At 54.0% G+C, this 24,179-nt stretch carries 21 protein-coding genes; 16 read left to right on the top strand and 5 right to left on the bottom strand.

Annotation, left to right across the window (positions count from 1 at the left end):
* Window positions 1-74 precede the first annotated feature (74 nt).
* A complete protein-coding gene (purL, locus tag L1X57_RS09120; protein ID WP_009724822.1) occupies window positions 75-4,001 on the bottom strand; it encodes a phosphoribosylformylglycinamidine synthase in 3,927 nt (1,308 codons plus the stop codon).
* Window positions 4,002-4,166: 165 nt separating this feature from the next.
* Here purL and mltF point away from each other — a divergent pair, with 165 nt between their 5' ends.
* Window positions 4,167-5,630 (top strand): membrane-bound lytic murein transglycosylase MltF, encoded by a 1,464-nt coding sequence (gene mltF, locus L1X57_RS09115; protein WP_009724823.1) that lies wholly within the window; start codon window positions 4,167-4,169, stop codon window positions 5,628-5,630.
* 46 nt (window positions 5,631-5,676) lie between these two features.
* Here mltF and tadA read toward each other — a convergent pair whose 3' ends face one another.
* Complete coding sequence (gene tadA, locus L1X57_RS09110) at window positions 5,677-6,129, bottom strand: tRNA adenosine(34) deaminase TadA (protein WP_221927901.1); 453 nt, start codon at window positions 6,127-6,129, stop codon at window positions 5,677-5,679.
* Window positions 6,130-6,239: 110 nt separating this feature from the next.
* Here tadA and L1X57_RS09105 point away from each other — a divergent pair, with 110 nt between their 5' ends.
* Entirely contained in the window at window positions 6,240-7,064 is an 825-nt protein-coding gene (locus tag L1X57_RS09105) for an acyl-CoA thioesterase (RefSeq protein WP_009724825.1), read from the top strand.
* Window positions 7,065-7,138: 74 nt separating this feature from the next.
* Here the strand turns inward: L1X57_RS09105 and L1X57_RS09100 are convergent, their stop codons facing one another.
* Together L1X57_RS09100 and rpmE are read right to left on the bottom strand one after the other, a co-directional pair.
* Complete coding sequence (locus L1X57_RS09100; RefSeq protein ID WP_009724826.1) at window positions 7,139-8,419, bottom strand: malic enzyme-like NAD(P)-binding protein; 1,281 nt, start codon at window positions 8,417-8,419, stop codon at window positions 7,139-7,141.
* A gap of 477 nt (window positions 8,420-8,896) precedes the next feature.
* Window positions 8,897-9,112, bottom strand: coding sequence for a 50S ribosomal protein L31 (rpmE, locus tag L1X57_RS09095; protein WP_009724828.1), 216 nt, complete (start codon window positions 9,110-9,112; stop codon window positions 8,897-8,899).
* 19 nt (window positions 9,113-9,131) lie between these two features.
* Between rpmE and L1X57_RS09090 the strand changes: the two genes are divergently transcribed.
* From L1X57_RS09090 to tatC, 13 genes are all read left to right on the top strand, one after another.
* On the top strand, window positions 9,132-11,516 hold the full coding sequence (locus L1X57_RS09090; RefSeq protein WP_009724829.1) for a primosomal protein N': 2,385 nt from the start codon (window positions 9,132-9,134) through the stop codon (window positions 11,514-11,516).
* A gap of 179 nt (window positions 11,517-11,695) precedes the next feature.
* Complete coding sequence (gene argS / locus L1X57_RS09085) at window positions 11,696-13,381, top strand: arginine--tRNA ligase (protein ID WP_009724830.1); 1,686 nt, start codon at window positions 11,696-11,698, stop codon at window positions 13,379-13,381.
* 3 nt (window positions 13,382-13,384) lie between these two features.
* Window positions 13,385-14,152 (top strand): SPOR domain-containing protein, encoded by a 768-nt coding sequence (locus L1X57_RS09080; protein ID WP_009724831.1) that lies wholly within the window; start codon window positions 13,385-13,387, stop codon window positions 14,150-14,152.
* A gap of 211 nt (window positions 14,153-14,363) precedes the next feature.
* Entirely contained in the window at window positions 14,364-14,897 is a 534-nt protein-coding gene (gene hslV, locus L1X57_RS09075; protein ID WP_009724832.1) for an ATP-dependent protease subunit HslV, read from the top strand.
* A gap of 10 nt (window positions 14,898-14,907) precedes the next feature.
* Window positions 14,908-16,230 carry an ATP-dependent protease ATPase subunit HslU gene (gene hslU, locus L1X57_RS09070; protein WP_009724833.1) on the top strand — a complete coding sequence of 441 codons (1,323 nt, stop codon included), beginning with the start codon at window positions 14,908-14,910 and terminating at the stop codon, window positions 16,228-16,230.
* Window positions 16,231-16,467: 237 nt separating this feature from the next.
* Window positions 16,468-16,869, top strand: a complete 402-nt coding sequence (locus L1X57_RS09065) for a gamma-butyrobetaine hydroxylase-like domain-containing protein (RefSeq protein WP_009724834.1) — start codon at window positions 16,468-16,470, stop codon at window positions 16,867-16,869.
* A 121-nt stretch (window positions 16,870-16,990) separates the two neighbouring features.
* Window positions 16,991-17,746, top strand: a complete 756-nt coding sequence (gene ubiE / locus L1X57_RS09060; RefSeq protein WP_009724835.1) for a bifunctional demethylmenaquinone methyltransferase/2-methoxy-6-polyprenyl-1,4-benzoquinol methylase UbiE — start codon at window positions 16,991-16,993, stop codon at window positions 17,744-17,746.
* 22 nt (window positions 17,747-17,768) lie between these two features.
* Window positions 17,769-18,440, top strand: a complete 672-nt coding sequence (locus L1X57_RS09055) for a ubiquinone biosynthesis accessory factor UbiJ (protein WP_009724836.1) — start codon at window positions 17,769-17,771, stop codon at window positions 18,438-18,440.
* Complete coding sequence (gene ubiB / locus L1X57_RS09050; protein ID WP_009724837.1) at window positions 18,440-20,062, top strand: ubiquinone biosynthesis regulatory protein kinase UbiB; 1,623 nt, start codon at window positions 18,440-18,442, stop codon at window positions 20,060-20,062. The genes L1X57_RS09055 and ubiB overlap by 1 nt, the downstream gene beginning before the upstream one ends.
* 97 nt (window positions 20,063-20,159) lie before the next feature.
* Window positions 20,160-20,516, top strand: a complete 357-nt coding sequence (locus L1X57_RS09045) for a phosphoribosyl-ATP diphosphatase (RefSeq protein WP_009724838.1) — start codon at window positions 20,160-20,162, stop codon at window positions 20,514-20,516.
* Between the two features lie 23 nt (window positions 20,517-20,539).
* Window positions 20,540-20,824 carry a Sec-independent protein translocase subunit TatA gene (gene tatA / locus L1X57_RS09040; protein ID WP_009724839.1) on the top strand — a complete coding sequence of 95 codons (285 nt, stop codon included), beginning with the start codon at window positions 20,540-20,542 and terminating at the stop codon, window positions 20,822-20,824.
* Between the two features lie 3 nt (window positions 20,825-20,827).
* A complete protein-coding gene (gene tatB / locus L1X57_RS09035) occupies window positions 20,828-21,358 on the top strand; it encodes a Sec-independent protein translocase protein TatB (RefSeq protein WP_009724840.1) in 531 nt (176 codons plus the stop codon).
* Window positions 21,355-22,137 (top strand): twin-arginine translocase subunit TatC, encoded by a 783-nt coding sequence (gene tatC, locus L1X57_RS09030; RefSeq protein ID WP_009724841.1) that lies wholly within the window; start codon window positions 21,355-21,357, stop codon window positions 22,135-22,137. The genes tatB and tatC overlap by 4 nt, the downstream gene beginning before the upstream one ends.
* A 103-nt stretch (window positions 22,138-22,240) precedes the next feature.
* Here tatC and elbB read toward each other — a convergent pair whose 3' ends face one another.
* Window positions 22,241-22,900 carry an isoprenoid biosynthesis glyoxalase ElbB gene (gene elbB / locus L1X57_RS09025; RefSeq protein WP_009724842.1) on the bottom strand — a complete coding sequence of 220 codons (660 nt, stop codon included), beginning with the start codon at window positions 22,898-22,900 and terminating at the stop codon, window positions 22,241-22,243.
* A 208-nt stretch (window positions 22,901-23,108) separates the two neighbouring features.
* Here elbB and hemB point away from each other — a divergent pair, with 208 nt between their 5' ends.
* On the top strand, window positions 23,109-24,116 hold the full coding sequence (gene hemB / locus L1X57_RS09020; protein ID WP_009724843.1) for a porphobilinogen synthase: 1,008 nt from the start codon (window positions 23,109-23,111) through the stop codon (window positions 24,114-24,116).
* The last annotated feature ends 63 nt before the right edge of the window (window positions 24,117-24,179 follow it).

Here is a 24,179-nt window from a genome sequence, read left to right as displayed (position 1 = left end):
CCATCGCCCTACCCCATTGCCCTCGTAGCAAAAAGCGGCCCGCAGGCCGCTTTTCTTTAGCATGGCAGGACGTATCAGCCCAGCCATACACGGGCATTACGGAATAAACGCAGCCAAGCGCCGTCCTCAGTCCACTCAGCCGGACGCCAAGAGTTAGTAACCGCACGGGTCACCCGCTCAGGGTGAGGCATCATGATGGTCACGCGGCCATCTGGCGTAGTGAGGCCGGTGATCCCTGACGGCGAGCCGTTGGGGTTGGCGGGGTAACGGGTTGTCACTTGGCCGTAGTTGTCGATATAGCGCAGCGCTATCTGACTGCTAGACTGCATACTGCGCAGGTGCGCGGTATCGCGGAACTCTGCACGTCCTTCGCCATGGGCCACGGCAATCGGCAACTTAGAGCCCTCCATCCCCGCCAGCAGAATCGACGGGCTTTTCTCTACCCGCACCATCGCCACGCGTGCTTCAAACTGCTCAGATTCATTACGCTCAAACGCAGGCCAGCTTTCAGCGCCCGGAATCAATGATTTCAGTTGCGAAAGCATCTGACAGCCGTTGCACACACCCAGCGAGAAGCTGTCATCACGGGTGAAGAAACTCGCAAACTGCTCACGGGCTCGCTCATTGAAAAGCACCGATTTCGCCCAACCGCCGCCTGCGCCCAGTACGTCGCCATACGAGAAGCCCCCGCAGGCGACTAGCCCTTTGAACTCATCGAGGGAAACACGTCCTTCCAGGATGTCGCTCATATGCACATCCACTGCGTCAAAGCCGGCTTTGTGGAACGCCCAGGCCATCTCGACCTGACCATTAACACCTTGCTCGCGCAGCACGGCAACAGCAGGCTTGGCAGTGTTGATAAACGGCGCGCTGATATCATCGTTGATATCAAAGCTAGGCGCGGCGCTTAGGCCAGGATCACGAACATCCAGCAAGCTATCGAATTCGTTCTTAGCGCATTCAGGATTATCACGCAGTGCCTGCATGCGATAGCTGGTCTCAGCCCAAGTGCGCTGAGTCAGTTGACGGGTAGTTTCCAGCAGCGGCTCTTCAAATAGCGTCACTCGCACCTGGTCGTCATAACGAGGGCGCGCAATGACACCACACGTTTCAATACCCGCAACGGCGAACTGGGTGAGCACTTCTTCAGTGTGCTCGCGGTTTACTTGAATCACCGCACCCAACTCTTCGGAGAACAACGCATTGAAGGCTTCCACCGGCTCATCAATCAACCAGTCCAGCTTGATTTCCAGACCCGCATGGGCAGCAAAGGCCATTTCCAGCAGCGTGACTAGCAGGCCGCCATCGCTACGGTCGTGGTAGGCCAGCAGTTTGCCATCGCGGTTAAGCCCCTGAATGACCTCGAAAAATGCTTTCAGGTCTTCTGGGTCATCGACGTCTGGACACTCGTTACCGACTTGACCATAGACTTGCGCCAGCGCAGAGCCACCTAGGCGGTTTTGCCCATTACCCAAGTCGATCAGAATCAGGTCAGATTCATCCTGCTCCAGATTGATTTGCGGCGTCAGCGTCGCCAGCGCATCGGTCACCGGTGCAAACCCCGTCACCACCAGTGAGAGCGGCGATGTGATGCTCTTTTCGTCAGCCTCGTCACCTTCCTGCCAAGCGGTGCGCATGGACATGGAGTCCTTACCCACTGGAATGGCAATGCCGAGTGCCGGGCACAGCTCCATGCCTACCGCATGCACGGCATCATAAAGCGCCTGGTTCTCACCGGGATGGTCAGCGGCGCTCATCCAGTTAGCAGAAAGCTTAACATCCGACAGTTTGGCAATTGGCGCAGCGGCTAGGTTAGTAATCGCTTCGGCAACGGCCAGGCGAGCACTGGCAGCAGGGTTAATTAGCGCCACTGGCGGGCGCTCGCCCATTGCCATGGCTTCACCAGCGTGGGTGTCGAAGCTTGCGGTGGTCACAGCAACGTCGGCCACCGGCACTTGCCAAGGGCCAACCATTTGGTCACGGGCGACTTGGCCGGTAATAGAGCGGTCGCCAATGGTAATCAAAAAGCTCTTCGATGCTACGGTCGGCAGGCGCAATACCCTGTCCATCGCTTCACGCAGATCAAGGTTGTCGAGCATGACGCCAGACAGCTCAGGAGTCTGACGCTCAAACGAACGCGTCATCTTCGGCGGTTTGCCAAACAGCACGCTCATCGGGAGATCTACCGGCTTGGTATCAAAATGGCCGTCGCGAACTTCCAAATGATGATGCTCCAGAGCCTCGCCAACTACCGCATAGGGGCAGCGCTCACGCTTACACAGTGCGTCAAAGGTCTCCAGGTCTTCTGGGGCAACGGCCAGCACATAACGCTCTTGGGCTTCGTTACACCAAATTTCCAGCGGGCTCATTCCCGGCTCGGCGTTAGGCACCGCACGTAAGTCAAACAGACCACCGCGATTACCGTCTTTAACCAGCTCCGGCAGAGCATTAGAAAGCCCGCCAGCGCCTACGTCATGAATAAAGCGAATCGGGTTTTTATCGCCCAACGCCCAACAGCGGTCGATGACCTCCTGAGCGCGACGCTCAATTTCCGGGTTTTCCCGCTGCACTGAGGCAAAATCTAAGTCCGCGCTAGACTCGCCTGACGCCATGCTAGACGCTGCACCACCACCCAGGCCAATCAACATGGCCGGGCCGCCCATCACGATGAGCTTGCCACCAACGGGAATCTCACCTTTTTGCACATGGTGGGCACGAATATTGCCATAACCACCGGCCAGCATAATCGGCTTGTGGAAGCCGCGACGCTCGATACCATCGTCGCTCAACGTATCCTGCTCATAGGTACGGAAGTAGCCCGTCAGATTAGGCCGACCAAATTCATTGTTAAACGCTGCACCACCGATGGGGCCATCCAGCATAATTTGCAGCGCTGACTGCATGCGCTCGGGTTTGCCGTAGTCAAAGGCTTCCCAAGGCTGTACAAACTCGGGGATACGCAGGTTGGAAACGGTAAAGCCTGAAAGGCCCGCCTTCGGCTTACCGCCAATACCGGTCGCTCCCTCATCACGTATTTCACCGCCAGAACCGGTCGCCGCGCCTGGGAATGGTGCAATCGCTGTAGGGTGGTTGTGGGTTTCCACCTTCATCAGAATGTGAATGGGCTCTTGGTGGGCGTTGTAGCTAGCCCGCTCTCCCTCAGCACCAGTCAGCGGCGTAGGGAAGAAGCGCCCCCCCTGGCTACCCTTGATCACTGCCGCGTTGTCGCTATAAGCCGACAGCACGTTATCCGGCGAGGTCGCAAAGGTGTTCTTAATCATCTTGAACAGCGAGTGACTCTGGGCTTCGCCATCAATAACCCAGTCCGCGTTGAAGATTTTGTGGCGGCAGTGCTCTGAGTTTGCCTGGGCGAACATCATCAGCTCGACATCGCTAGGGTTGCGACCAAGCTCAATAAAGGCCGCAACCAGATAGTCGATTTCATCATCGGCAAGCGCCAGCCCTAACTCTCGGTTGGCTGTCGCCAACGCTTCGCGGCCGCCTTCCAAGATATCGACACTGCCCAGTGGTGCAGGGGTGTGATGAGCAAACAGCTTAACCGCGTCAGCAATGTCAGCTAGCACGTTTTCCGTCATGCGGTCGTGAAGCAGTGCGCTGATCGCCTCCAGGTGCTCGACGCTGGGTTCGCCACTCAGCGCCACCCGATAATCAACACCACGTTCGATGCGATCAATTTGGTGCAACCCACAGTTATGAGCAATATCAGTTGCTTTAGAAGACCATGGCGACTGGGTGCCTAAGCGCGGCACAACCAGGAAGCGCTGGGCATTTTCAGGAATGTCTTGGCTCGCGTGGCTGCCATAATCAAGCAGCTTGGCCAAACGCTCCTGGGCAGCATCATCCAGCGTCTCGTGGTGGTCAATGAAGTGGATATAATGGGCGGACAGCGCCACCACCTCGGGAACACGTTCACGCAACACCGTTAACAGCCGTTCATGGCGGAAGGCAGAAAGGGCGGGTGCGCCTCGCAGTTCGAGCATATCTGGGAGCCTCTAAAGCAGGAAGAGTTCGTGCAGGAAATCAATGGGCCGCAGCGCGGCAATCTCTCTATGATACTGGAAAGCGGCGGCCACACGAAATCAACAAGGTGACAGCTTCTCTCAGGCTGGGTATCGTTACAGACTGTTTCCCCTCAACAAGACACCATGCTAACGTTGATTTACCGACACTTTATGAGGCGTTCTCGCGCCTATTTCGCAGTAATTGCTACGCTTTTCTTAGCGTTAGTTCCGCGCGCCTCCCTGGTATCGCAAGGTGAACATTTAGCCCAGATTACCGCAAAAGATTTTATTACCATTCATACCCGCAACACGCCAACCACCTACTATGAAGGCCGCCAAGGCCCAACTGGCTTTGAATATGAACTGATGCATCGGTTTGCTGATTACCTGGGCGTTAGCTTAAACCTCAATGCAAGCCACCACCCTGAAAGCGTGTTGCCTGCTGTGCGAGGGCAAGGTGACCTGGGTGCAGCAGCACTGCCCTTGCTGCCAGATTCATCTGGCATTCATTACACCCGTTCAATTATTCAGATGCAGCCATTGGTGGTTTACCGCCGCGGCTTGAACGGCATTAACGAGCCGGAAAATTTAGTTGGCTTGGAATTGGGCACGCTGAGCGAGGCGGGCACCAGCCAAGCACTTCTCGCCCTTCAGCGCGACTATCCAAGTTTGAGCTGGAAAGAGTCCCATGAGCTTGAGGTAGCAGAACTGCTGGCGCGGGTGGAAAACGGCACGCTGGATGCGGCGATTATTTTTGATCATCAGTTTCGTCTAAACCGGCTTTTTTTCCCCAACGTCGAGCGCGGCTTCTTCTTGGGAGAGCCGCTATCATTAACCTGGGCGGTGCCCAGCGGGCGCGGGCTGGGCCTCTTGGAAGCTGCTAACCGGTTCCTTGAGGAGCTACAGGGAAATGGCACGCTAGAACAGCTAGTCAGCCGTTATTTTGGCCATGATGATTATTTGGAGTATGTGGGAACGCGCACGTTTTTAGCCCATCTTGATGAACGTCTGCCAACCTATACCGAGCTTTTCAAAAAAGCCGCTCGAGATACAGGGTTTGATTGGAAACTACTGGCCGCCGTGGGCTATCAGGAATCTCACTGGGACCCTAACGCAGTGTCCCCTACTGGGGTGCGTGGCCTGATGATGCTCACCAACCCTACCGCCAGCGAGATGGGCGTCGCTGACCGCACTAATCCAGCACAAAGCATTGATGGTGGTGCACGCTATTTACGCAGTATTAAAGATCGTCTGCCTGAAAGCATTATCGGTAATGACCGGCTCTACATGGCGATGGCAGCCTACAACGTGGGGCTTGGACACCTATACGATGCCCGCAAGATCGCCGAAATGCGCGGCGGCAACCCAGACAGCTGGCAAGATGTACGCGCAGCACTACCGCTACTTCAGCAACGGAAATGGCATAGCCAAACTCGCTATGGCTATGCACGCGGCGGCGAGCCCGTCATTTATGTACGCAACATTCGTCGCTACTACGAGATGATTGAGTACGTTGAGCGCAGCCGCCAGCAGTTCTTCCAGCTGGGGCAAACGCTGGTTAGCGATGAGCCTCTGTTACTCTTTGATATTATTCCACCCGTGGAATAATGATTGGCTACCCCCAATACCGCCACTCGTTGACGATAGTAGCGGGCTAGCGTTTCGTAGCAAAAAACTGTTTTAGCAATTTTTTTGCCGGCGCTGCCAGCACGCCACTGGTGACGGCTACTTGATGATTGAACCACGGCTGAGCAAGCAGGTTGGCTTTTGATTCGACCATACCCGTGCGCGGCTCTGCCGCACCATACACCAAGCGTGCTAAGCGGGCATGGACCATGGCACCCGCACACATCATGCATGGTTCAAGCGTCACAAATAGTGTGCAGCCCTCTAAGCGATAGTTATCCACCTGCTGCCCCGCCTCCCGCAGCGCGCGAATTTCTGCGTGACCACTGGGGTCGCAACTGGCTACCGGTGAGTTCCTCCCTACTCCTATAATAGCGCCTAGAGCATCTACTACCACGGCACCCACCGGCACCTCGCCCTCTTTAAAGGCAAGGTGTGCCTGGTCAAGCGCTCGGTGCATGTAAAATTCGTCGCTGCGTATCAAGACAAACTCCGCTAAGGTAGCAAAACGATCGTTTTAATTGTGCCATAGCCGCATAGATACCCTGGCAAACATTAGCGGCCAAACGGACAGCACTAAGGATACCGAGAATGAACGATGCGCTGAAGTTACTGGTAAGCTTACTAGAGCTGGAAACACTTGAAGAGACGCTATTTCGTGGCCAAAGCCAAGACCTCGGCTTCCCACAACTCTACGGCGGTCAGGTATTAGGCCAAGCATTAGCAGCTGCGGCCCGCACCGTGCCCGATGATCGCCGCCCACACTCACAGCATGGCTATTTTCTGCGTCCCGGCGACCCTCACCGCCCCGTCGTCTACCAAGTAGACACGATTCGCGATGGTGGTAGCTTTACTACTCGTCGCGTCACCGCCATACAAAAAGGACGACCTATTTTCTTCTGTAGCGCATCGTTTCAAAGCGAGGAAGAGGGCATTAGCCACCAACGCACGATGCCCAATGTAGCCACACCGGAAGCCATCATCGAAAGTGGTGACGTGAAGCATACCCGCTTCCCAGGCCACCCTATCGAGTTTCTGCATTTAAAGGGCAACCCAGACAATGCATCGCCTGCAGGCCAATGTCTATGGTTCCGCTTAGCTGGCGGAGCGCTGCCCGATGACCCAGCACTGCACCGACATCTGCTTTCCTACGCGTCAGACTTCAACCTACTGACGACAGGACTAGTCCCCCACGGCATTAAATTCACTGACCCTAAACTGCGCATCGCTAGCCTAGATCATGCACTGTGGTTACACGAAGACACTCGCCTGGATGACTGGCTACTTTACGTGATTGACTCTCCCTGGGCAGGCGGCGCCCGTGGTTTAGCCCGCGGTCATATTTACCGTCGCGATGGACGCTTGGTGGCATCTACCGCTCAAGAGGGGCTGGTGCGATATCCTCAGCAACACTAAACCGATCAACAAAACCGGCCCCCAAAACACCAACGCCCGCTATAAACGGGCGTTGGTGGGTACATTAATGTGTGCTAAACAACTGACGCACCGTAAACATCATTAATGGTTTTGAGCGGATAGTGTGCCGGGTAAGGTTTGCGCGCCACACCTGAATCTACCGCTGCCTGGGCCACCGCCGAAGAAACTCGGTCTAGCAGGCGAATATCGACCGGTGTCGGGATAATGTACTCACGCCCAAAGCTCATTTCAGTGCGCTCGTAGGCGTCTAACACTTCTTGGGGAACCGGCTCTCGGGCTAGATCCTTCAGAGCGTGGACTGCTGCCAGCTTCATGGCTTCATTGATGCGTGTCGCCCGAACATCTAAAGCACCTCGGAAAATAAACGGGAAACCCAATACGTTATTTACCTGATTCGGGAAGTCCGAACGGCCGGTGGCCATGATCACATCAGGGCGTGCCTCGCGGGCCACAGCCGGGTGAATTTCCGGATCTGGGTTAGTACAGGCGAAAATAACCGGATCTGCGGCCATTTTCTTAACTTGCTCAGCAGAAAGAAGCCCTGGACCAGAAAGACCAATAAACACATCAGCACCGTCGATGGCATCGTCTAGTGTGCGCATACCGGTATTGCGGGCGAATTCAGCTTTATACTCGTTAATGCCATCGCGATCAGTGTGAATAACACCGCGCCGGTCAAGCATCACCAAATTCTCTTTACTAGCGCCACAAGACACTAGCAAACGCATGCAAGCAATCGCTGCAGCTCCCGCGCCCATGCATACAATCTTCACATCTTCAATTCGCTTGCCCGCAATATCCAGCGCATTGAGCATACCTGCGGCGGTCACAATGGCCGTACCATGCTGATCATCGTGAAATACCGGAATGCTGCAGCGATCAATCAAGGCTTTTTCGATTTCAAAGCATTCGGGTGCTTTGATATCTTCCAGGTTAATGCCGCCCCAGGTGTCCGCAATACGCGCCACCGTATCGATAAACGCCTGCGGGCTTTCAGCATCCACTTCAATATCGACTGAGTTAATGCCTGCAAAGCACTTAAAGAGTACGCCCTTACCTTCCATAACCGGCTTACTGGCCAGTGGACCAAGGTTTCCAAGGCCTAGAATGGCGGTTCCGTCGGAAATGACGGCAACCAGGTTCCCTTTACCAGTGTAGCGATACGCATTTTCCGCCTCGCGAGCGATTTCGCGAACCGGCTCAGCAACGCCAGGGCTATACGCCAGCGCCAGATCACGCGCGGTAGCCGTGGGTTTGGTTAACTCCACAGATAGCTTACCGGGAATCGGTTTAGCGTGATAATCCAAAGCCGCTTGCTTATTTGCATCCATCATGGTCAAGGTCCAATCAGCCTAAAGTAGAAAAGTCACTCCAGAATATAGAAAAAACCCATGCGTCTCAAGCACGTAGTAAACTTTGCAGGAAAACAGTCGTTTTAACTCCGTTTCCATCATGTTCGTAACTTTTCAATATCATTTGCTGCAACTTATGCATAAACATGCCAGCCATAAAGGTTTGCTTATTGATGCAATGCGTCATTTTATGGAAATAAATTCCACTAAAAAAAGAGAAAAAAGCTAACTTTTCAACAGGCTAATATGTGCGGAAGAGCCTGTGGAAAAGTGCCTATTTAAAAGCAGCTATGGATGCGTCATCACTAAGCGCAAATAAGTCTTCAAAAGGCCAATCAGGAAAGGGAAAGGGAAAGGGAAAGGGAAAAAGCGAGCCACTGAGAATAAAAAGCCCACGCCGTAGCGTGGGCCTCATTGCAAAACACATTGTGTGTTTGCAACAGCGCAAATCCGTTAGGATTAGCCGCGCTTAACGGCAGCGCCGAAACGCTTGTTAAAGCGTTCTACACGGCCACCAGTGGTCGCTTGCTTCTGCTTACCGGTGTAAAACGGGTGGCAGTTGGAGCACACGTCCAGAGAGAAGTCCTGACCAGAGGTAGAACCAACTTGGAAGCTTGCACCACAAGAACAGCTAGCGGTGACCGTGTTGTAATTCGGGTGGATACCTTGTTTCATCTTGAGCCTCATGAGCTGTATGCCGCCACCTGATCCATTGCCAGGCACCGCATACGGGTTTGAAAAAACTGCTAACCGGTTAACCGCTCCATCCTATAGATTCAGAGCGGCCGCGCATTCTAGCAAACTAAACGCCGGAGGCCAATTGTCCGACTCTGTTTCTAACCAGGCACGCCCTCAAGGCGCGACCTCAGCACCGTTTCAAGTGCTAAAAGTCGCCCTGCCATCACCACTGCGGCGCTTATTTGACTATTTACCAACACACCAACCACCGGTTTGCGGCTGGCAGGTAGGCCTTAGAGTGCGCGTCCCCTTTGGCCGCAGGGAAGTGGTCGGCGTGGTAACAAAACTGGCCAATAGCAGCGAACTGCCTCACGGAAAGCTGCGCGCTATTAGCGAAGTGCTCGACGATGCCCCCCTGCCCAACGACTGGCAGTGGCTATGCCATTTCGCCGCCCGTTATTACCAGCACAGCTTAGGCGATACCATGCAGCTGGCCATGCCCGCCCGGCTTCGCCAAGGCCACCCCATGGGGGGACGAACACAAACCCTGTGGCTACCGCTATCACCAGGGGGTGACCTGCCGCTTCAACGAGCACCAAAGCAAGCCGAACTGTATGCCCTGCTGCGCCAGCATCCACATGGGCTGGCTGGCCGAGCAATCACTGCTCATGGTTTCACCCGTGAACAGCTTCTAGCCTTGCAAAAAAAAGGCTTCGCCCGTGCCCAGGAAACCACACTAACCGCAGCGCAACCTGCTGGCGGCAACCTACTGGCCTCGCCATCACTTCCTCTGAATAGAGAGCAGGCCGCAGCACTTGCCGTACTGCATGAAAAACTCGAAAGCTACCATCCTTGCTTACTTGAAGGCGTGACCGGCAGTGGTAAAACCGAAATTTATCTTCAACTGATAGAAGCCCTCGCCGATAAAGGCAAGCAGTCTTTGGTACTGGTGCCTGAAATAGGCCTCACTCCTCAAACTCTGGCGCGTTTCAAGAGCCGATTTAGGGTACCGGTAGTGGCGCTACATTCGGGCCTTACCGATCTAGAGCGCTTGGATGTATGGGAGGCCGCTGCCAATGGCCGCGCGCTAGTGATTATCGGCACCCGCTCAGCTATTTTCACTCCCCTCAAAAACCCAGGGGCCATTATCGTCGACGAGGAACATGATGGCTCCTATAAACAGCACGACGGGCTACGCTACCACGCCCGGGACTTAGCCGTTGCCAGGGCTCACTACCACAACATTCCCCTACTACTAGGCAGCGCAACGCCTTCGTTTGAGAGCTTGCAGCAAGCGCTTTCTGGTCATTACCGTCATCTGCGGCTTACCCAACGCCCTAGCCGGCACCCACCAGCTAAGCTTGAGTTGATTGACCTACGTCATCAGCGACGCCAGGGCGGGCTCCTGCCTAGCGCCATCGCCGCCATCAAAAGCACCTTAAAGGCAGGTAAACAGGCGCTAGTGTTTATCAACCGACGGGGGTTCGCACCGACACTGGCTTGTCATAGCTGCGGATGGATGGCCGAGTGCGGGCAGTGCGACTCACGCATGACACTCCACCGCCAGCCCCCACTCTTAGCCTGCCACCATTGCGATAGCCGACGGGCGCTGCCGGATGCTTGCCCCGAATGCGGCAGCGGTGACCTGCGCGCCCTGGGCAGCGGCACCGAAAGAACTGAAGAAACGCTACAAGGCCTGTTCCCTAACGTTACCGTGCACCGTATTGACCGCGACAGTACGCGTAAAAAAGAGAGTTTTGAGCAGATACTCAAAGAAATTCAGCGAGGCGAGCCTTGCTTGCTCGTCGGCACCCAGATGCTAGCGAAAGGACATCATCTTCCCCATGTCACGTTGGTTGTCGTCGTCAATGCCGACGGCGGGCTCTACGCTGCCGACTTTCGCGCTTTGGAGCACAGCGCGCAGTTGCTGGAGCAAGTCGCTGGTCGCGCAGGGCGTGCCGCTCACCCGGGGCGTGTACTGGTACAAACGCTGCACCCAGATGACCCGCATTTGAGCCAACTTGCTGAACACGGTTATGGCGCACTCGCACGCAGTCTTTTGGAAGAGCGCCGACTCGCCGGGCTGCCCCCTTTTTGCTTTATGGCATTGCTACGAATTGAAAGCCCCCATGAAGAAGCAGCCCTTGCTTTGGGCCAACAGGCCGCTCAAGCACTTCAGGAATGGTTAACAATAGTAAAACTTCCCGTGCGCTGTTTAGGCCCTGTCCCGGCGCCCATGGAGCGCCGTCAAAACCGTTATCATGTACACATCATGCTGGCAGCGGACAAACGTAGCCAGCGCCACACGGCTGCTAACTGGCTGGTACAGTGGCTAGAGGCCAATCGAGAGGCACGCAAAGTGCGCTGGTCAATCGACATTGACCCGCAAACTCTCGCGTAAAGACAGGTAGATCGAAGGCAATTGGCTCGCCCGGTAACGCAATACGGCTTTGAAACTGCGCGCCAATTGCCGATAATGGCCGCTTTGCTACTGCATTTACATTTATATGAATAACTGCATTACCATTTACATGTATATGCGCATGCACACGCCGCCACCGACGACATCCGGATATTTAAATGAAAGACACCATTGTTACTTTGCTAGAAGGCGCGATTGCCGCGCTTAAGCACCAAGGCGTGCTGCCCGACGATTTACAGCCGACCATTAAAGTTGACCCCACCAAAGACAAAGCTCACGGCGACTATGCCACTAACTTGGCCCTCATGCTGGCGAAGCCTGCAGCGATGAAACCTCGCGAGCTTGCCGACCTACTGGTTGCTGCCCTTCCCGCCAGCGATGCGCTTCAAAAAACTGAGATCGCAGGCCCAGGCTTTATCAATTTCTTTGCTGCCACCGATGCGGCCGCTCAAATTGTTGCTCAAGTGCTCGATAGCGGCGATGCCTTTGGCCGCAGCCTGATCGGCAAAGGCGAGAAAGTCCAGGTGGAGTTTGTTTCAGCCAACCCGACCGGGCCTCTTCACGTTGGCCATGGCCGTGGCGCAGCAATAGGCGATTGTATTTGCCGCCTACTAGAAGCCACCGGCTACGATGTGACTCGCGAATTTTATTACAACGATGCCGGCGCCCAAATCAAAAACCTGGCGCTTTCTGTTCAAGCTCGCGCCAAGGGCCTTGGGCCAGATGATCCCAGCTGGCCAGAAGACGGCTACCGCGGCGAGTACATCGTTGATGTGGCCAATGACTATATGGCAGGCAAAACGGTGACAGCCGATGACCGTGAAGTCACCGCTAAAGCAGATGCTAATGACCTAGACGCCATTCAGGCCTTTGCTGTGGCTTGGCTACGTCGTGAGCAGGACTTGGACCTGAAAGCGTTTGGCGTTGAGTTTGATGTCTACTTCCTTGAGTCATCGCTTTATCAAGATGGCAAGGTAGAGGCGACCGTCGAGAAGCTGGTTGCTAATGGCCATACGTACGAAGAAGACGGCGCCATGTGGCTGCGCACCACTGACTTTGGCGACGATAAAGACCGCGTAATGCGTAAACGAGAAGGCGGTTATACCTACTTCCTACCGGATGTGGCCTACCACCTGAACAAATGGCAACGCGGCTTTAAAACCGTGATTAATGAGCAAGGTGCTGATCACCACTCCACGGTTACCCGTGTTCGCGCTGGCTTACAGGCACTGGAAGTCGGCATTCCAAAAGGCTGGCCCGACTACGTTCTGCATCAAATGGTGATGGTGACCCGCTCAGGCGTAGAGGTAAAACTTTCCAAACGTGCCGGCAGCTATGTCACCGTGCGCGACCTGATTGATGAAGTTGGCCGTGATGCTACCCGCTTCTTCCTAGCTGCACGCCGGGCGGATTCACAGCTGACCTTCGACATCGACCTAGCGCGCTCACAGTCGAACGACAACCCTGTTTATTACATACAGTATGCTCACGCGCGGGTATCCAGCATGCTGCGCAAAGCCGAAGATGCGGGCCAGCCCTTCAACCACGGCGTCGCTCTGGCGAACCTCGCACTGCTCGATAGCGATCAGGAAAAAGCCGTTCTTAACCGCTTGGCGCGCTATCCAGAAGTGGTTGAGAACGCCGCTAAAAATCGTGAGCCTCAGCAGGTTGCTCAGTATTTACTGGACCTTTCTGGTGATTTCCACACGTGCTACAACGCGGTTAAAGTCATGGTCGAAGACGATACCCTGCGCAACACTCGCCTAGCCCTTGGCCTGGCGACCAAGCAGGTGTTACGCAACGGTCTCGACCTTATGGGGGTCAGCGCCCCAGAGGAGATGTAAGCGATGGCCAGCCCAAAAGAAAAACCAACCCGCCGAGGAGCAACCTCTCAGCGCAAAGCCAGCAAAAGCTCAGGTGACGGATTCAAGATTCCCGGCTGGTTGTGGGGTGTGGCAGGTTTAGCGGCAGGCTTTTTCCTGGCGCAGCACCAACACGGCACCGCCCCTTGGCAAGAGCAGGAAGACACGCCCCAAGCGACCGTTTTGCCTAAGCCTGCCGACAGCGATGAGCGCAGCGCAGCGCGCCAGACCGAGAGCGTCGCCGAGCCAGCAATGCCGACGTTTGAGTTTTACACGTTGCTGCCAGACACAGAAGTCATTGCTCCTGGCGTGTCGCTACCGTCTACTGTGAACCGTCCTGAAGCAGCAGCACAGCAGGAACAAACGACGGCAAGTAACAACGCAGCAACAAACGAAACAGCAACAAGCAACGCAAGTGCGCGTCAGAACGATGACCCCATTGCTCAGGTCATTGCGGCTAATATGCGACCCGAAGAGCAAGTGGCCGCCGCCCAGCAAGCGCCTGCTACCAGCACACCTAATCGCTACATGTTGCAGGCCGCGTCGTTTCGGGAGTTAAGTGATGCCGAGCAGTTGCGTGGCCGTCTGCGCAACTTAAGCCTGCTTGCCCAAGTTAGCGAAGTAAAGGCTAATGGCGATACTTGGCATCGTGTTCAAGTAGGCCCTTATGAAGATACCCGTGAGCTTAACCGCGCCCAAGACTTAATGGCCACACAAGGCATTGAGCCGCTCCTGATCCAACTGCAGAACTAGTCTAACCACAGACTACTTTAACCAAAGGGCCAGGCGAGCTTTAATCGTCATAAGCCCCGTTTAAAAAACACTTTATCTAGCGGCTTTATTTAGCGGGCGGTTGATTTTTTATCAGCCGCCCGCATTTTGTTGTGAATCGCTTTTTTTTACGGTCTTTTAATATGGCCGATCAGTCATCGGGAGCGTGAGTCTCCCCCAAGGAGTTATCTCCATGACCACTATTGTATCCGTACGCCGCGGTAATCAGGTTGCCCTTGCAGGCGACGGCCAAGTATCACTGGGCAACACCGTAATGAAAGGCAATGCGAGTAAAGTACGCCGACTTTATCGCGGCAAAGTGTTGGCAGGTTTTGCGGGCGGCACCGCCGATGCCTTCACCCTGTTTGAGCGCTTTGAAGCGCAGCTGGAAAAATACCAGGGCCACCTTACCAAAGCAGCGGTTGAGCTGGCGAAAGACTGGCGCACCGACCGAGCGCTACGCCGACTGGAAGCGCTACTGGCCGTGGCTGACCACAGTGCCTCGCTGATCATTACCGGTAACGGTGATGTGGTTGAGCCTGAACGCGGCATTATTGCTATTGGCTCTGGCGGCAATTTTGCCCAGGCAAGTGCCCGCGCGCTGTTGGAAAACACCGAGCTTTCTGCTCGTGAAATTACTGAAAAGTCTCTCGAAATCGCCGGCGACATCTGCGTATTTACCAATCACCACGTGACGCTCGAAGAGCTGAACATCAACGACCGTTGAGGCCCTTTTTATGACTCAGATGACACCCCGCGAAATCGTCCACGCCCTAGATCAATACATTATTGGCCAGCAAGATGCCAAGCGCGCGGTGGCCATTGCCCTGCGTAACCGCTGGCGTCGCATGCAGTTGGACGATGAGCTGCGCCCGGAAGTGACACCAAAGAATATTCTGATGATTGGCCCTACCGGCGTGGGTAAAACTGAAATTGCCCGCCGCCTAGCCAAGCTAGCTAGAGCGCCCTTCATCAAGGTCGAAGCCACTAAGTTTACCGAAGTGGGCTATGTAGGCCGCGATGTCGAATCGATTATTCGCGACTTGATGGAAGCCGCGATCAAAATGGTTCGTGAGCACGCGAAGGAAGAAGTCGGACATCGCGCTGAAGATGCCGCTGAAGACCGCGTTCTAGATGCACTGCTGCCACCACCCCGCGGCCAGGAAGACCAGCCGAGGGAAGAGAGCGGCACGCGTCAAACCTTCCGCAAAAAGCTCCGGGAAGGCCAGCTGGATGATAAAGAGATCGATATTGAAATATCTTCCCATGGTCAGGGCATCGACATTATGACGCCGCCCGGCATGGAGGAGATGACCAATCAGCTACAGAGCCTATTCTCCAACATGGGCCAGCAAAAGCGCGAACAGCGCCGTGTAACGGTGAAAGAAGCACTGGTTCTGCTGCGCGATGAAGAGGCGGGCAAACTGGTCAATGAAGAAGAGATTAAAGCCCGCGCCGTCGAAGCCGTCGAACAGCATGGGATTGTCTTCTTGGATGAGATCGACAAAGTTGCCAAGGGCAGCGGCCAGTCCAGCGGTGGCGAAGTCTCCCGTGAAGGCGTGCAGCGTGATCTGCTGCCGTTAATCGAAGGCTCTACCGTTTCAACTAAATATGGCATGGTCAAAACCGATCATATTCTGTTTATTGCTTCGGGTGCCTTCCACCTATCGCGCCCCTCGGATCTTATTCCTGAGCTACAGGGGCGCTTGCCGATCCGTGTTGAACTGGATGCGCTAACACCTGGCGATTTCCAACGCATTCTCACCGAGCCATCCGCTTCGCTTACCAAGCAGTATCAAGCACTGCTGGCAACTGAAGGGCTGGATATCGAGTTCACTCCAGACGGTATCGAGCGTATTGCCGAGATCTCCTGGCAGGTGAACGAAGGCACCGAGAATATCGGTGCTCGCCGACTACACACAGTGCTAGAAAGGCTCCTCGAAGAAGCCTCGTTTAAAGGCGGCGATATGGATAGCCCTCTGGTTATCGATGCCGATTACGTCAATGCCCAACTGGGTGAGCTAGCAGTAGACGAAGACCTATCGCGCTATATTTTGTAAACGCGCTTATATCGGTATAGCCCGCAGCAGCCTGCCCGCTATTTACGCACGCAAATGCTGCTATTCAGGCTGCGCTGCGTCTAACGTTATGCACGAGAACAACATCCCTGTTGCTCGTGCTTGATCGGCGTCCTGTCGATTAAACGCTAGCCGTGGCGCTTGCCTTCACGCATTTGCTAAAGCGTAAATAGCCGGTCAATCCGCTTTAGCTCAATATCGTAAAAGGTGACGTCATCCATGAATGCCCCTATTTCTACGAATGCCCCCACCCCAACGCGGGTTCACTACCATAAACAGGCTCGAGAGTTAGAACTTGGCTACGCCACGGGTGAAAACTTTCGGCTGCCTGTCGAATTTTTACGGGTTTACTCACCTTCAGCCGAAGTACGTGGCCACGGCGGCGACACTGCCGTGCTCCAGGTAGGCAAAAAAGATGTCGGACTGCAAAACATTACTCAAGCCGGCAACTACGCTCTGAAACTGCATTTTGACGATGGCCACGATAGCGGCCTTTACAGCTGGAACTATCTTTACGACTTGGCTCAGCACCAAACAGATTATTGGCAAAACTACCTGCAACGCCTCGAAGAGGCCGGTGCCTCTCGCGAACCTGCCAGCATTCAATTCAAACAGCTGTGACGCTTCACCTCAGTTGAAGCGCAGACAAGTTGGGGGTGAGAAGGCTACAATGTCGCTAACCATTTATTGCGACGACCTTTTGGTCGACTATTACCGCCTCGAACTCGGGAGCTAGAGCCCCATGAGCCCCACTGAAAAACGCACCACCCATTTTGGTTATCAGGAAGTCGCAGTTGACGAAAAAGCGTCTCGTGTTGCCGATGTCTTTCATTCGGTAGCTGCGCGCTATGACATCATGAATGACTTGATGTCTATGGGTATCCATCGCGTCTGGAAACGCCTTGCGATTGAGCGCGCAGGCGTTCGCCCTGGGCACCATGTGCTGGATATTGCTGGCGGCACTGGCGATTTAACACTCAAATTTTCTCGTCTGGTTGGCCCGCGGGGCAAAGTGGTATTAGCCGACATTAACGCCTCCATGCTCAGAGTCGGCCGGGACAAACTGATGGATAATGGCGTCGGTGGCAACGTTGAGTATGTACAAGCCAATGCCGAGTGTCTGCCGTTTCCCGATAACAGTTTTGATTGCATTACGATTGCCTTCGGACTGCGTAACGTCACCGACAAAGATGCTGCGCTGCGTTCTATGACACGCGTGCTAAAGCCCGGAGGACGGTTACTAGTGCTTGAGTTCTCCAAGCCAAATAATGCGCTGCTGTCGAAAGCTTACGATGAATACTCCTTCCGCCTTCTGCCGAAAATGGGTGAACTAGTGGCCGGAGACGGTGAGAGTTATCGCTACCTCGCCGAATCTATTCGTATGCATCCCGATCAGGAAACCCTGAAAGGCATGATGGAAACGGCAGGGCTTGATCGGGTTGAATATACCAACCTGACCGGCGGTATCGTGGCCCTTCACCGCGGCATTAAATTATGAAATCACCGACAATGAGGTCAGCATGCTAGTCACCCCGACCCTGTTGCTGGCCGGATGTGAACGCACGTTGAATGCCTTGCTTGCCCGCGATCCGGCCTCGCCTGCGCGCTTGTCCGCGTTAGCGGGTAGTCGACTACTGGTAAGGCTGGAAAAGCCTCACCTTCAGTTGGTACTGCACTACCACCATGCGGGGATTGATCTGCTGCGTGGCGATGATCTAGATGAAACCGACGTCGACGCCATCGTTGAGCTTACTCCGGAAACGCTCTCTGAATGGTTAAGCGGAGCCTCCATTGAGCGGTTGATGTTTGATGGCAAGCTTTCTGTACGTGGCCGCATTCACCTATTAGAAGCCACCCGTGACCTGCTCTTTGATCTGGATATCGACTGGGAAGGCGAGCTAGCTCGTTGGTTGGGTGATATGCCCGCCCATTCACTGGCCGAAGGTATCCGCCGCGCCACCCGCTGGGGGCTAAGGGCGAAAGACGAGCTGCTGCAAGACGTTTCTGAATACGTATTTGAAGAAGCCCGCTTATTACCCGGCCGCCAACAGCGCAATGTGCTTCGAGATCACTTGACCGAACTTGAGATCGCAACCGACCGCCTGGAAGCCAGGCTCAATCGCCTGCATAAGCGTTTGACACAGTTAACAGCCACGCCGACCGAGCAGTTGCACCCTGAGGAGCCGCACTAATGAGTCTGCGGTTATTGAAGATTTCTTGGATAGTCGCTCGCCATCGTTTAGATACGTTGATACCCATTGAGCGGCTACCGTTCTGGCTGCGTATCTTAATGACGCTTTCTCCTCTAAAGCTGTTTCCCGTTGGGCAGCGCAGCCGCGGCGAGCGATTGCGCCTAGCTTTGGAAGCGCTTGGGCCGATTTTTATTAAATTTGGCCAAATGCTCTCGACCCGTCGAGATCTATTGCCCGAAGATATCGCCGATGAATTAAAACGACTGCAAGACCAAGTGCCCCCTTTCCCTGGCGAATTAGCTGCCGCACGGGTCGAAAAAGAGCTTGAAATGTCGCTGATTGAGGCATTCGCTACCTTTGACCGAACCCCTCTCGCCTCTGCATCGATTGCCCAGGTGCATGCGGCAACGCTGCATAGCGGTGAAGATGTAGTCGTCAAAATTATTCGCCCCGGCATCGACCGCATTATGCGCCAGGATATGGCGCTGATGTATCAAATCGCCAAACTGCTGGGTAAAGTGCCTGACGCAAAACGCTTACGCCCTGTAGAAGTGATCCGCGATTACGAAGCCACACTGTTTGACGAACTTGATCTCTACAAAGAAGCGGCAAACACGTCGCAACTCAAGCGTAACTTCAAAGATTCACCGCTGCTGTTTGTACCGACGATCTATTGGCCATACACCCGCCGCCATGTCATGGTGCAAGAGCGTATTCGCGGCGTACCGGTGGCTGACTTAGACACCCTTATTGCCCGTGGCACCAATCTTAAGAAGCTGGCTGAGCGCGGCGTAGAAATCTTCTTCACCCAGGTCTTCCGCGATAACTTCTTCCATGCCGATATGCACCCCGGCAATATCTTTGTTAACTGCGATGACCCTGAAGATCCACAGTACATCGCCATCGACTGCGGCATCGTGGGGAGCCTTACCCGAGAAGATCAGGACTACCTTGCGCGCAACTTACTAGCGTTTTTCCATCAAGACTATTACGAAGTAGCGGCTTTACATATCGAGTCTGGCTGGGTGGGTGAAAACACGCGCGCCAACGAATTCGCAGCAGCTATTCGTACCGTATGCGAGCCCATTCTTGAAAAGCCCCTAAAAGATATTTCTTTTGGGCAGGTGCTGTTAGGGCTGTTTCAAACGGCACGGCGTTTTAATATGGAAGTACAGCCACAGCTGGTATTGTTGCAAAAAACGCTGCTTAACATCGAAGGGCTGGGCCGTCAGCTTTATCCTGACCTGGATTTGTGGAGCACCGCCAAGCCATATCTAGAAAAGTGGATGAAACAGCGTGCGGGTATCGGCGGCCTTTGGGAGTCGCTCAAACGCCAGGCACCGGAGCTTTCCCATCAGTTGCCTGAGCTGCCCGTGTTAGCGCACCAGGCGCTGAGCCGAATGGAACATGAGCACCGTCAGCGTCATCAGCAAGTGACCTCTATTAGTGCTGTTCACCAGCAGCTGACGCGCCAGCATAAACGTCATTATCGGCTGCGTATCGGCCTCATCCTGATTGCCATTGCCCTAGCTTGGCAGCCGCTAAGCAGCTGGGCATCGGCTCAAGAATGGCCTGTTTTAGCAGCTGCGGGAGTAGGCTTGCTGTTGCTACTATGGCAATGAAACAACCTGGCAGTAAGATAAAGCGCCTCAATGTTGGCCTTTGACGAAAGTGCTGGTCTTTGGCGAAAGCGCTGTGATGATTGATAAAAGGATGCCTATGACTGATTCTACCCAGACGACGCAAGTGCTAGATGCACTCGCCGAGGTCTTAAAGCAGCGCCGTCATGCTTGTGCAGAAGATTCTTATGTTGCCTCCTTGCATCATAAGGGTTTGAACAAGATACTCGAAAAAGTCGGCGAAGAGGCGACCGAAACAATTTTGGCTGCTAAGGATGCCGAGCACGGTGGCGAGCAGGCGCATCAAGCATTGATCGCTGAAACCGCCGACCTGTGGTTTCATAGTTTGGTGATGCTGTCGCACCTTGAACTGGATCATCAGCGCGTTTTAGATGAGCTAGCACGGCGGTTTGGTATTTCTGGTCATGACGAAAAAGCGTCCCGCACACAACGTTAACCTGCACTGATGAGGAAATGCATATGTTAGGTGGTATCAGTATTTGGCAGTTGCTGATTGTTCTGGGCATTATCATCCTAATTTTCGGCACCAAGAAACTGCGTAATGTGGGCACCGACTTAGGCGGTGCAGTCAAAGGCTTTAAGAAGGCCATTAACGAAGAAGAGAAAGATGGCGATAAAAAAGATGTCGACCAACCTCAGGCGAAAGTAAGCCACGAAGAGGCTGGTAACACCTACGACGTTCAAGCAGAAGAGAAGCGTGCCGCCGAAGAACGCCCCACAGAACGTAACGAAGAGCGCAAATAACCCATGCTGGATATCGGCTTTCTTGAACTGATGCTGATTGGTATCGTCGGGCTTCTGGTGCTTGGCCCAGAGCGCCTGCCGAGAGCCGCTCGCACAGCAGGTATGTGGATCGGCAAAATCAAGCGTACGGTATCCGGTATGCAGCGTGAAATCAGCGCTCAGTTGGAAGCAGAGGAGTTGCGTCAAAAACTCAACGAGCAACAGAAAAAGCTCGATGACAGCCTCAAAAAAGCCAAGCAGGATGTTGAGAGCATTGCCGACGCCCCCTCTTCTTCCAGCTCTTCAAGCGCTTCTACACCGGCCACCCAAAACGAGACCGAGCAGCGGGTTGCCAACGCTAGCGCCCGGTTAGATGATGCCTTGCAAACAGTACGCGAAGACACGCCAGCAGCTTCTTCTTCAACGCCTCATCAAAGTGCTACCGATGAGCTGCGTGCGGTTAATCCTAGCGGCGAGAATGCGCCTAGCAAGGCTAATGCTAAGCAGGCGGATATTAAAAAGGCTGATCTTACAAAGGATAGCAATCACCAATGAGCATGTCTGGCGATTCGCAAGAGCCGCGTAAAGACCAAGGCCAAGCGCCTCTTATTGAGCACCTGATTGAACTACGCTCGCGGCTGATGAAAGCGGTCGTGGTTATATTAGTCGTGTTTCTTGGCCTTTACGCCTTTGCCAATGATATCTACAGCTTTGTGGCTGAGCCATTAATGGCATTGTTGCCGGAAGGCTCACAGATGATCGCCACCGAAGTGGCCTCACCTTTCCTGGCCCCCTTTAAACTAACGCTGGTAGTCGCCGTCTTTATTGCTATCCCCTTTGTGCTGCACCAAGCATGGGCGTTTGTAGCACCAGGGCTTTACGATAACGAAAAAGCACTCGCCATTCCTATTCTGGTCTCCAGCATAGCGCTATTTTACGCAGGAGCGGCCTTTGCTTATTACGTGGTATTTCCGCTGCTATTTGAGTTTTTCACCCAAACCGGGCCGGAAGACGTTGCGGTAATGACCGATATTAACCAGTACCTGAATTTTGTACTGAAGCTGTTTTTCGCCTTTGGTGTCGCATTTGAAATCCCCATCGCGACGTTCCTGCTGATACTGTCTGGCGCGACCACGGTTGAAAGCCTTTCTAAAAAACGCCCGTACATTATTTTAGGCTGCTTTGTGGTGGGCATGCTGCTTACCCCACCCGATATTATTTCTCAAAGTTTGTTGGCCATACCGATGTATCTGCTCTATGAAGTGGGGCTATTGTTTGGCCGATTGGTACGCCGCAAGGCAAAGGCTGATGACGCTGAGGAACAAGAGACTTAACAGCGCTATCACACGCGACACACTGCTCAAAAAAAGCCTCTGCCATTGAAAAATGACAGAGGCTTTTTGCTTTTCATACGAGAAGCCGGTTACTCAGTAAGCGCTAGCCCATCATTTCATCAATGCGGTCTACCAACTTAAAGATACCTGTCGCTGCCTCGCTGATTCGGGTCGCCAGCATATAGGCAGGCGTCGTTACCACCCGATGTTCATGATCCACCACAATGTCTTCTACGCCGCAACTGCGATGCAAGCCACCCATCGCACTAATGGCTCCAGAAACCCCCGGATCATGACCAATGGTCACTGCGACTCCCTCGCCAAGCAGGCGCGGGACCAAAACAGGAGCAATACACATCAAGCCAATGGGCTTAGCCTCTTCTTTAAAACCTATCAGCGCCTCTTTTACGCTCTCAAGAACCTGCATGTTATCGCCCTGATCGGCAAAATCAGACAGGTTTTTAGCGACACCAAACCCACCAGGCACAATAACCGCATCAAAATCATCGGCATCTAGCTCAGTAATCGGACTAACATCACCACGCGCAAGGCGCGCCGACTCCTGCAGTACATTTCGCTGTTCGCCTTCTACAGGCTCTTGAGTTAAGTGGTTAATAACATGATGCTGAGCGACATCCGGCGCAAAGCAGCGATAGCCAATCCCTAACTGATCAAGGCGCAGCAGCGTTAGCGTTGTTTCATAGATTTCAGAACCATCAAAAACGCCGCAGCCTGCTAATACGATTGCTACCTGTTTGGTCATGCTTATCTCCTTATCGTAGCGCTTATTATCGCTGTTAAATCGTCGCCACTTAGCGTCGCTGAGTGACTCACTTTAGTCAGTCTATAAAGCCACTACAAGCTAGCTATCACAACCCTGCTTTCGCTGCAGTGCGAGACTGATATACTCACGTTAAGCCTTTTAGGGCACCCACTACGCGATTGTCTATGCGATTGTTTGGAGAAAGCCGTTGAACACCTCTGCTCCCCGCCATTTCCCTGCTACCCGTCTTCGCCGTATGCGTCGCGACGATTTCTCCCGTCGCTTAATGCAGGAGTCGACGCTAACGCCCAGCGACTTGATTTTGCCGGTCTTTGTGCTGGAAGGCGAAAATCAACGCGAAGCGGTTGCCTCAATGCCCGGTGTTGAGCGTCTTTCGATTGACCTGCTAATTGAGCAGGCCCGAGAGGCCTACGCGCTGGGTATTCCTGCCCTGGCTCTCTTCCCTGTTATCGGTGCAGAGCAAAAAAGCGAGTTAGCAGAGGAGGCTTATAACGCGAGCGGCCTTGTCCAGCGCAGCGTGCGGGCGCTAAAAGAAGCGCTACCTGAGCTTGGCATTATTACCGATGTCGCCCTTGACCCCTATACTAGTCATGGTCAGGACGGCATTCTCGATCAACACGGCTATGTGCAGAATGACCGCACAGTAGATACGCTACTTAAACAGGCGCTCTCCCACGCCGAGGCAGGTGCCGATGTAGTGGCACCTTCCGATATGATGGATGGCCGCATCGGTGCCATCCGCCAAGTGTTAGAGCAAGAACACCTGCATAATGTGCGTATTATGGCGTATAGCGCTAAGTATGCCTCTAAGTATTACGGCCCCTTCCGTGACGCGGTCGGATCTGCCGCTAATCTTGGCAAAGCAGACAAACGCACCTATCAAATGGATCCTGCCAATAGTGATGAAGCGCTGCATGAAGTGGCTATGGATATCGCCGAAGGTGCTGATATGGTGATGGTAAAACCCGGCATGCCTTACTTAGATATCGTACGCCGCGTAAAAAGCGAGCTTCAAGTACCAACGTTCGCTTACCAAGTCAGCGGTGAGTACGCCATGCATCGCGCCGCTTTCGATAACGGCTGGCTTGAAGCCGAACCAGTAATTCTTGAATCACTGATGTGCTTCAAGCGAGCAGGTGCCGATGGGATTTTGACCTATTTTGCGTTAGAAGCAGCACGCTTGTTACAGCGTTAGCTTAAGGGGTCAGGCCTCAAAGATGACAAACCGGTGACACTTGTTTGTCATCTTTTCCCGGCA

The sequence above is a fragment of the Halomonas sp. TD01 genome (genome assembly GCF_923868895.1).
Lineage (GTDB): Bacteria > Pseudomonadota > Gammaproteobacteria > Pseudomonadales > Halomonadaceae > Vreelandella.
This window is presented reverse-complemented; position numbering and strand designations above follow the sequence as displayed.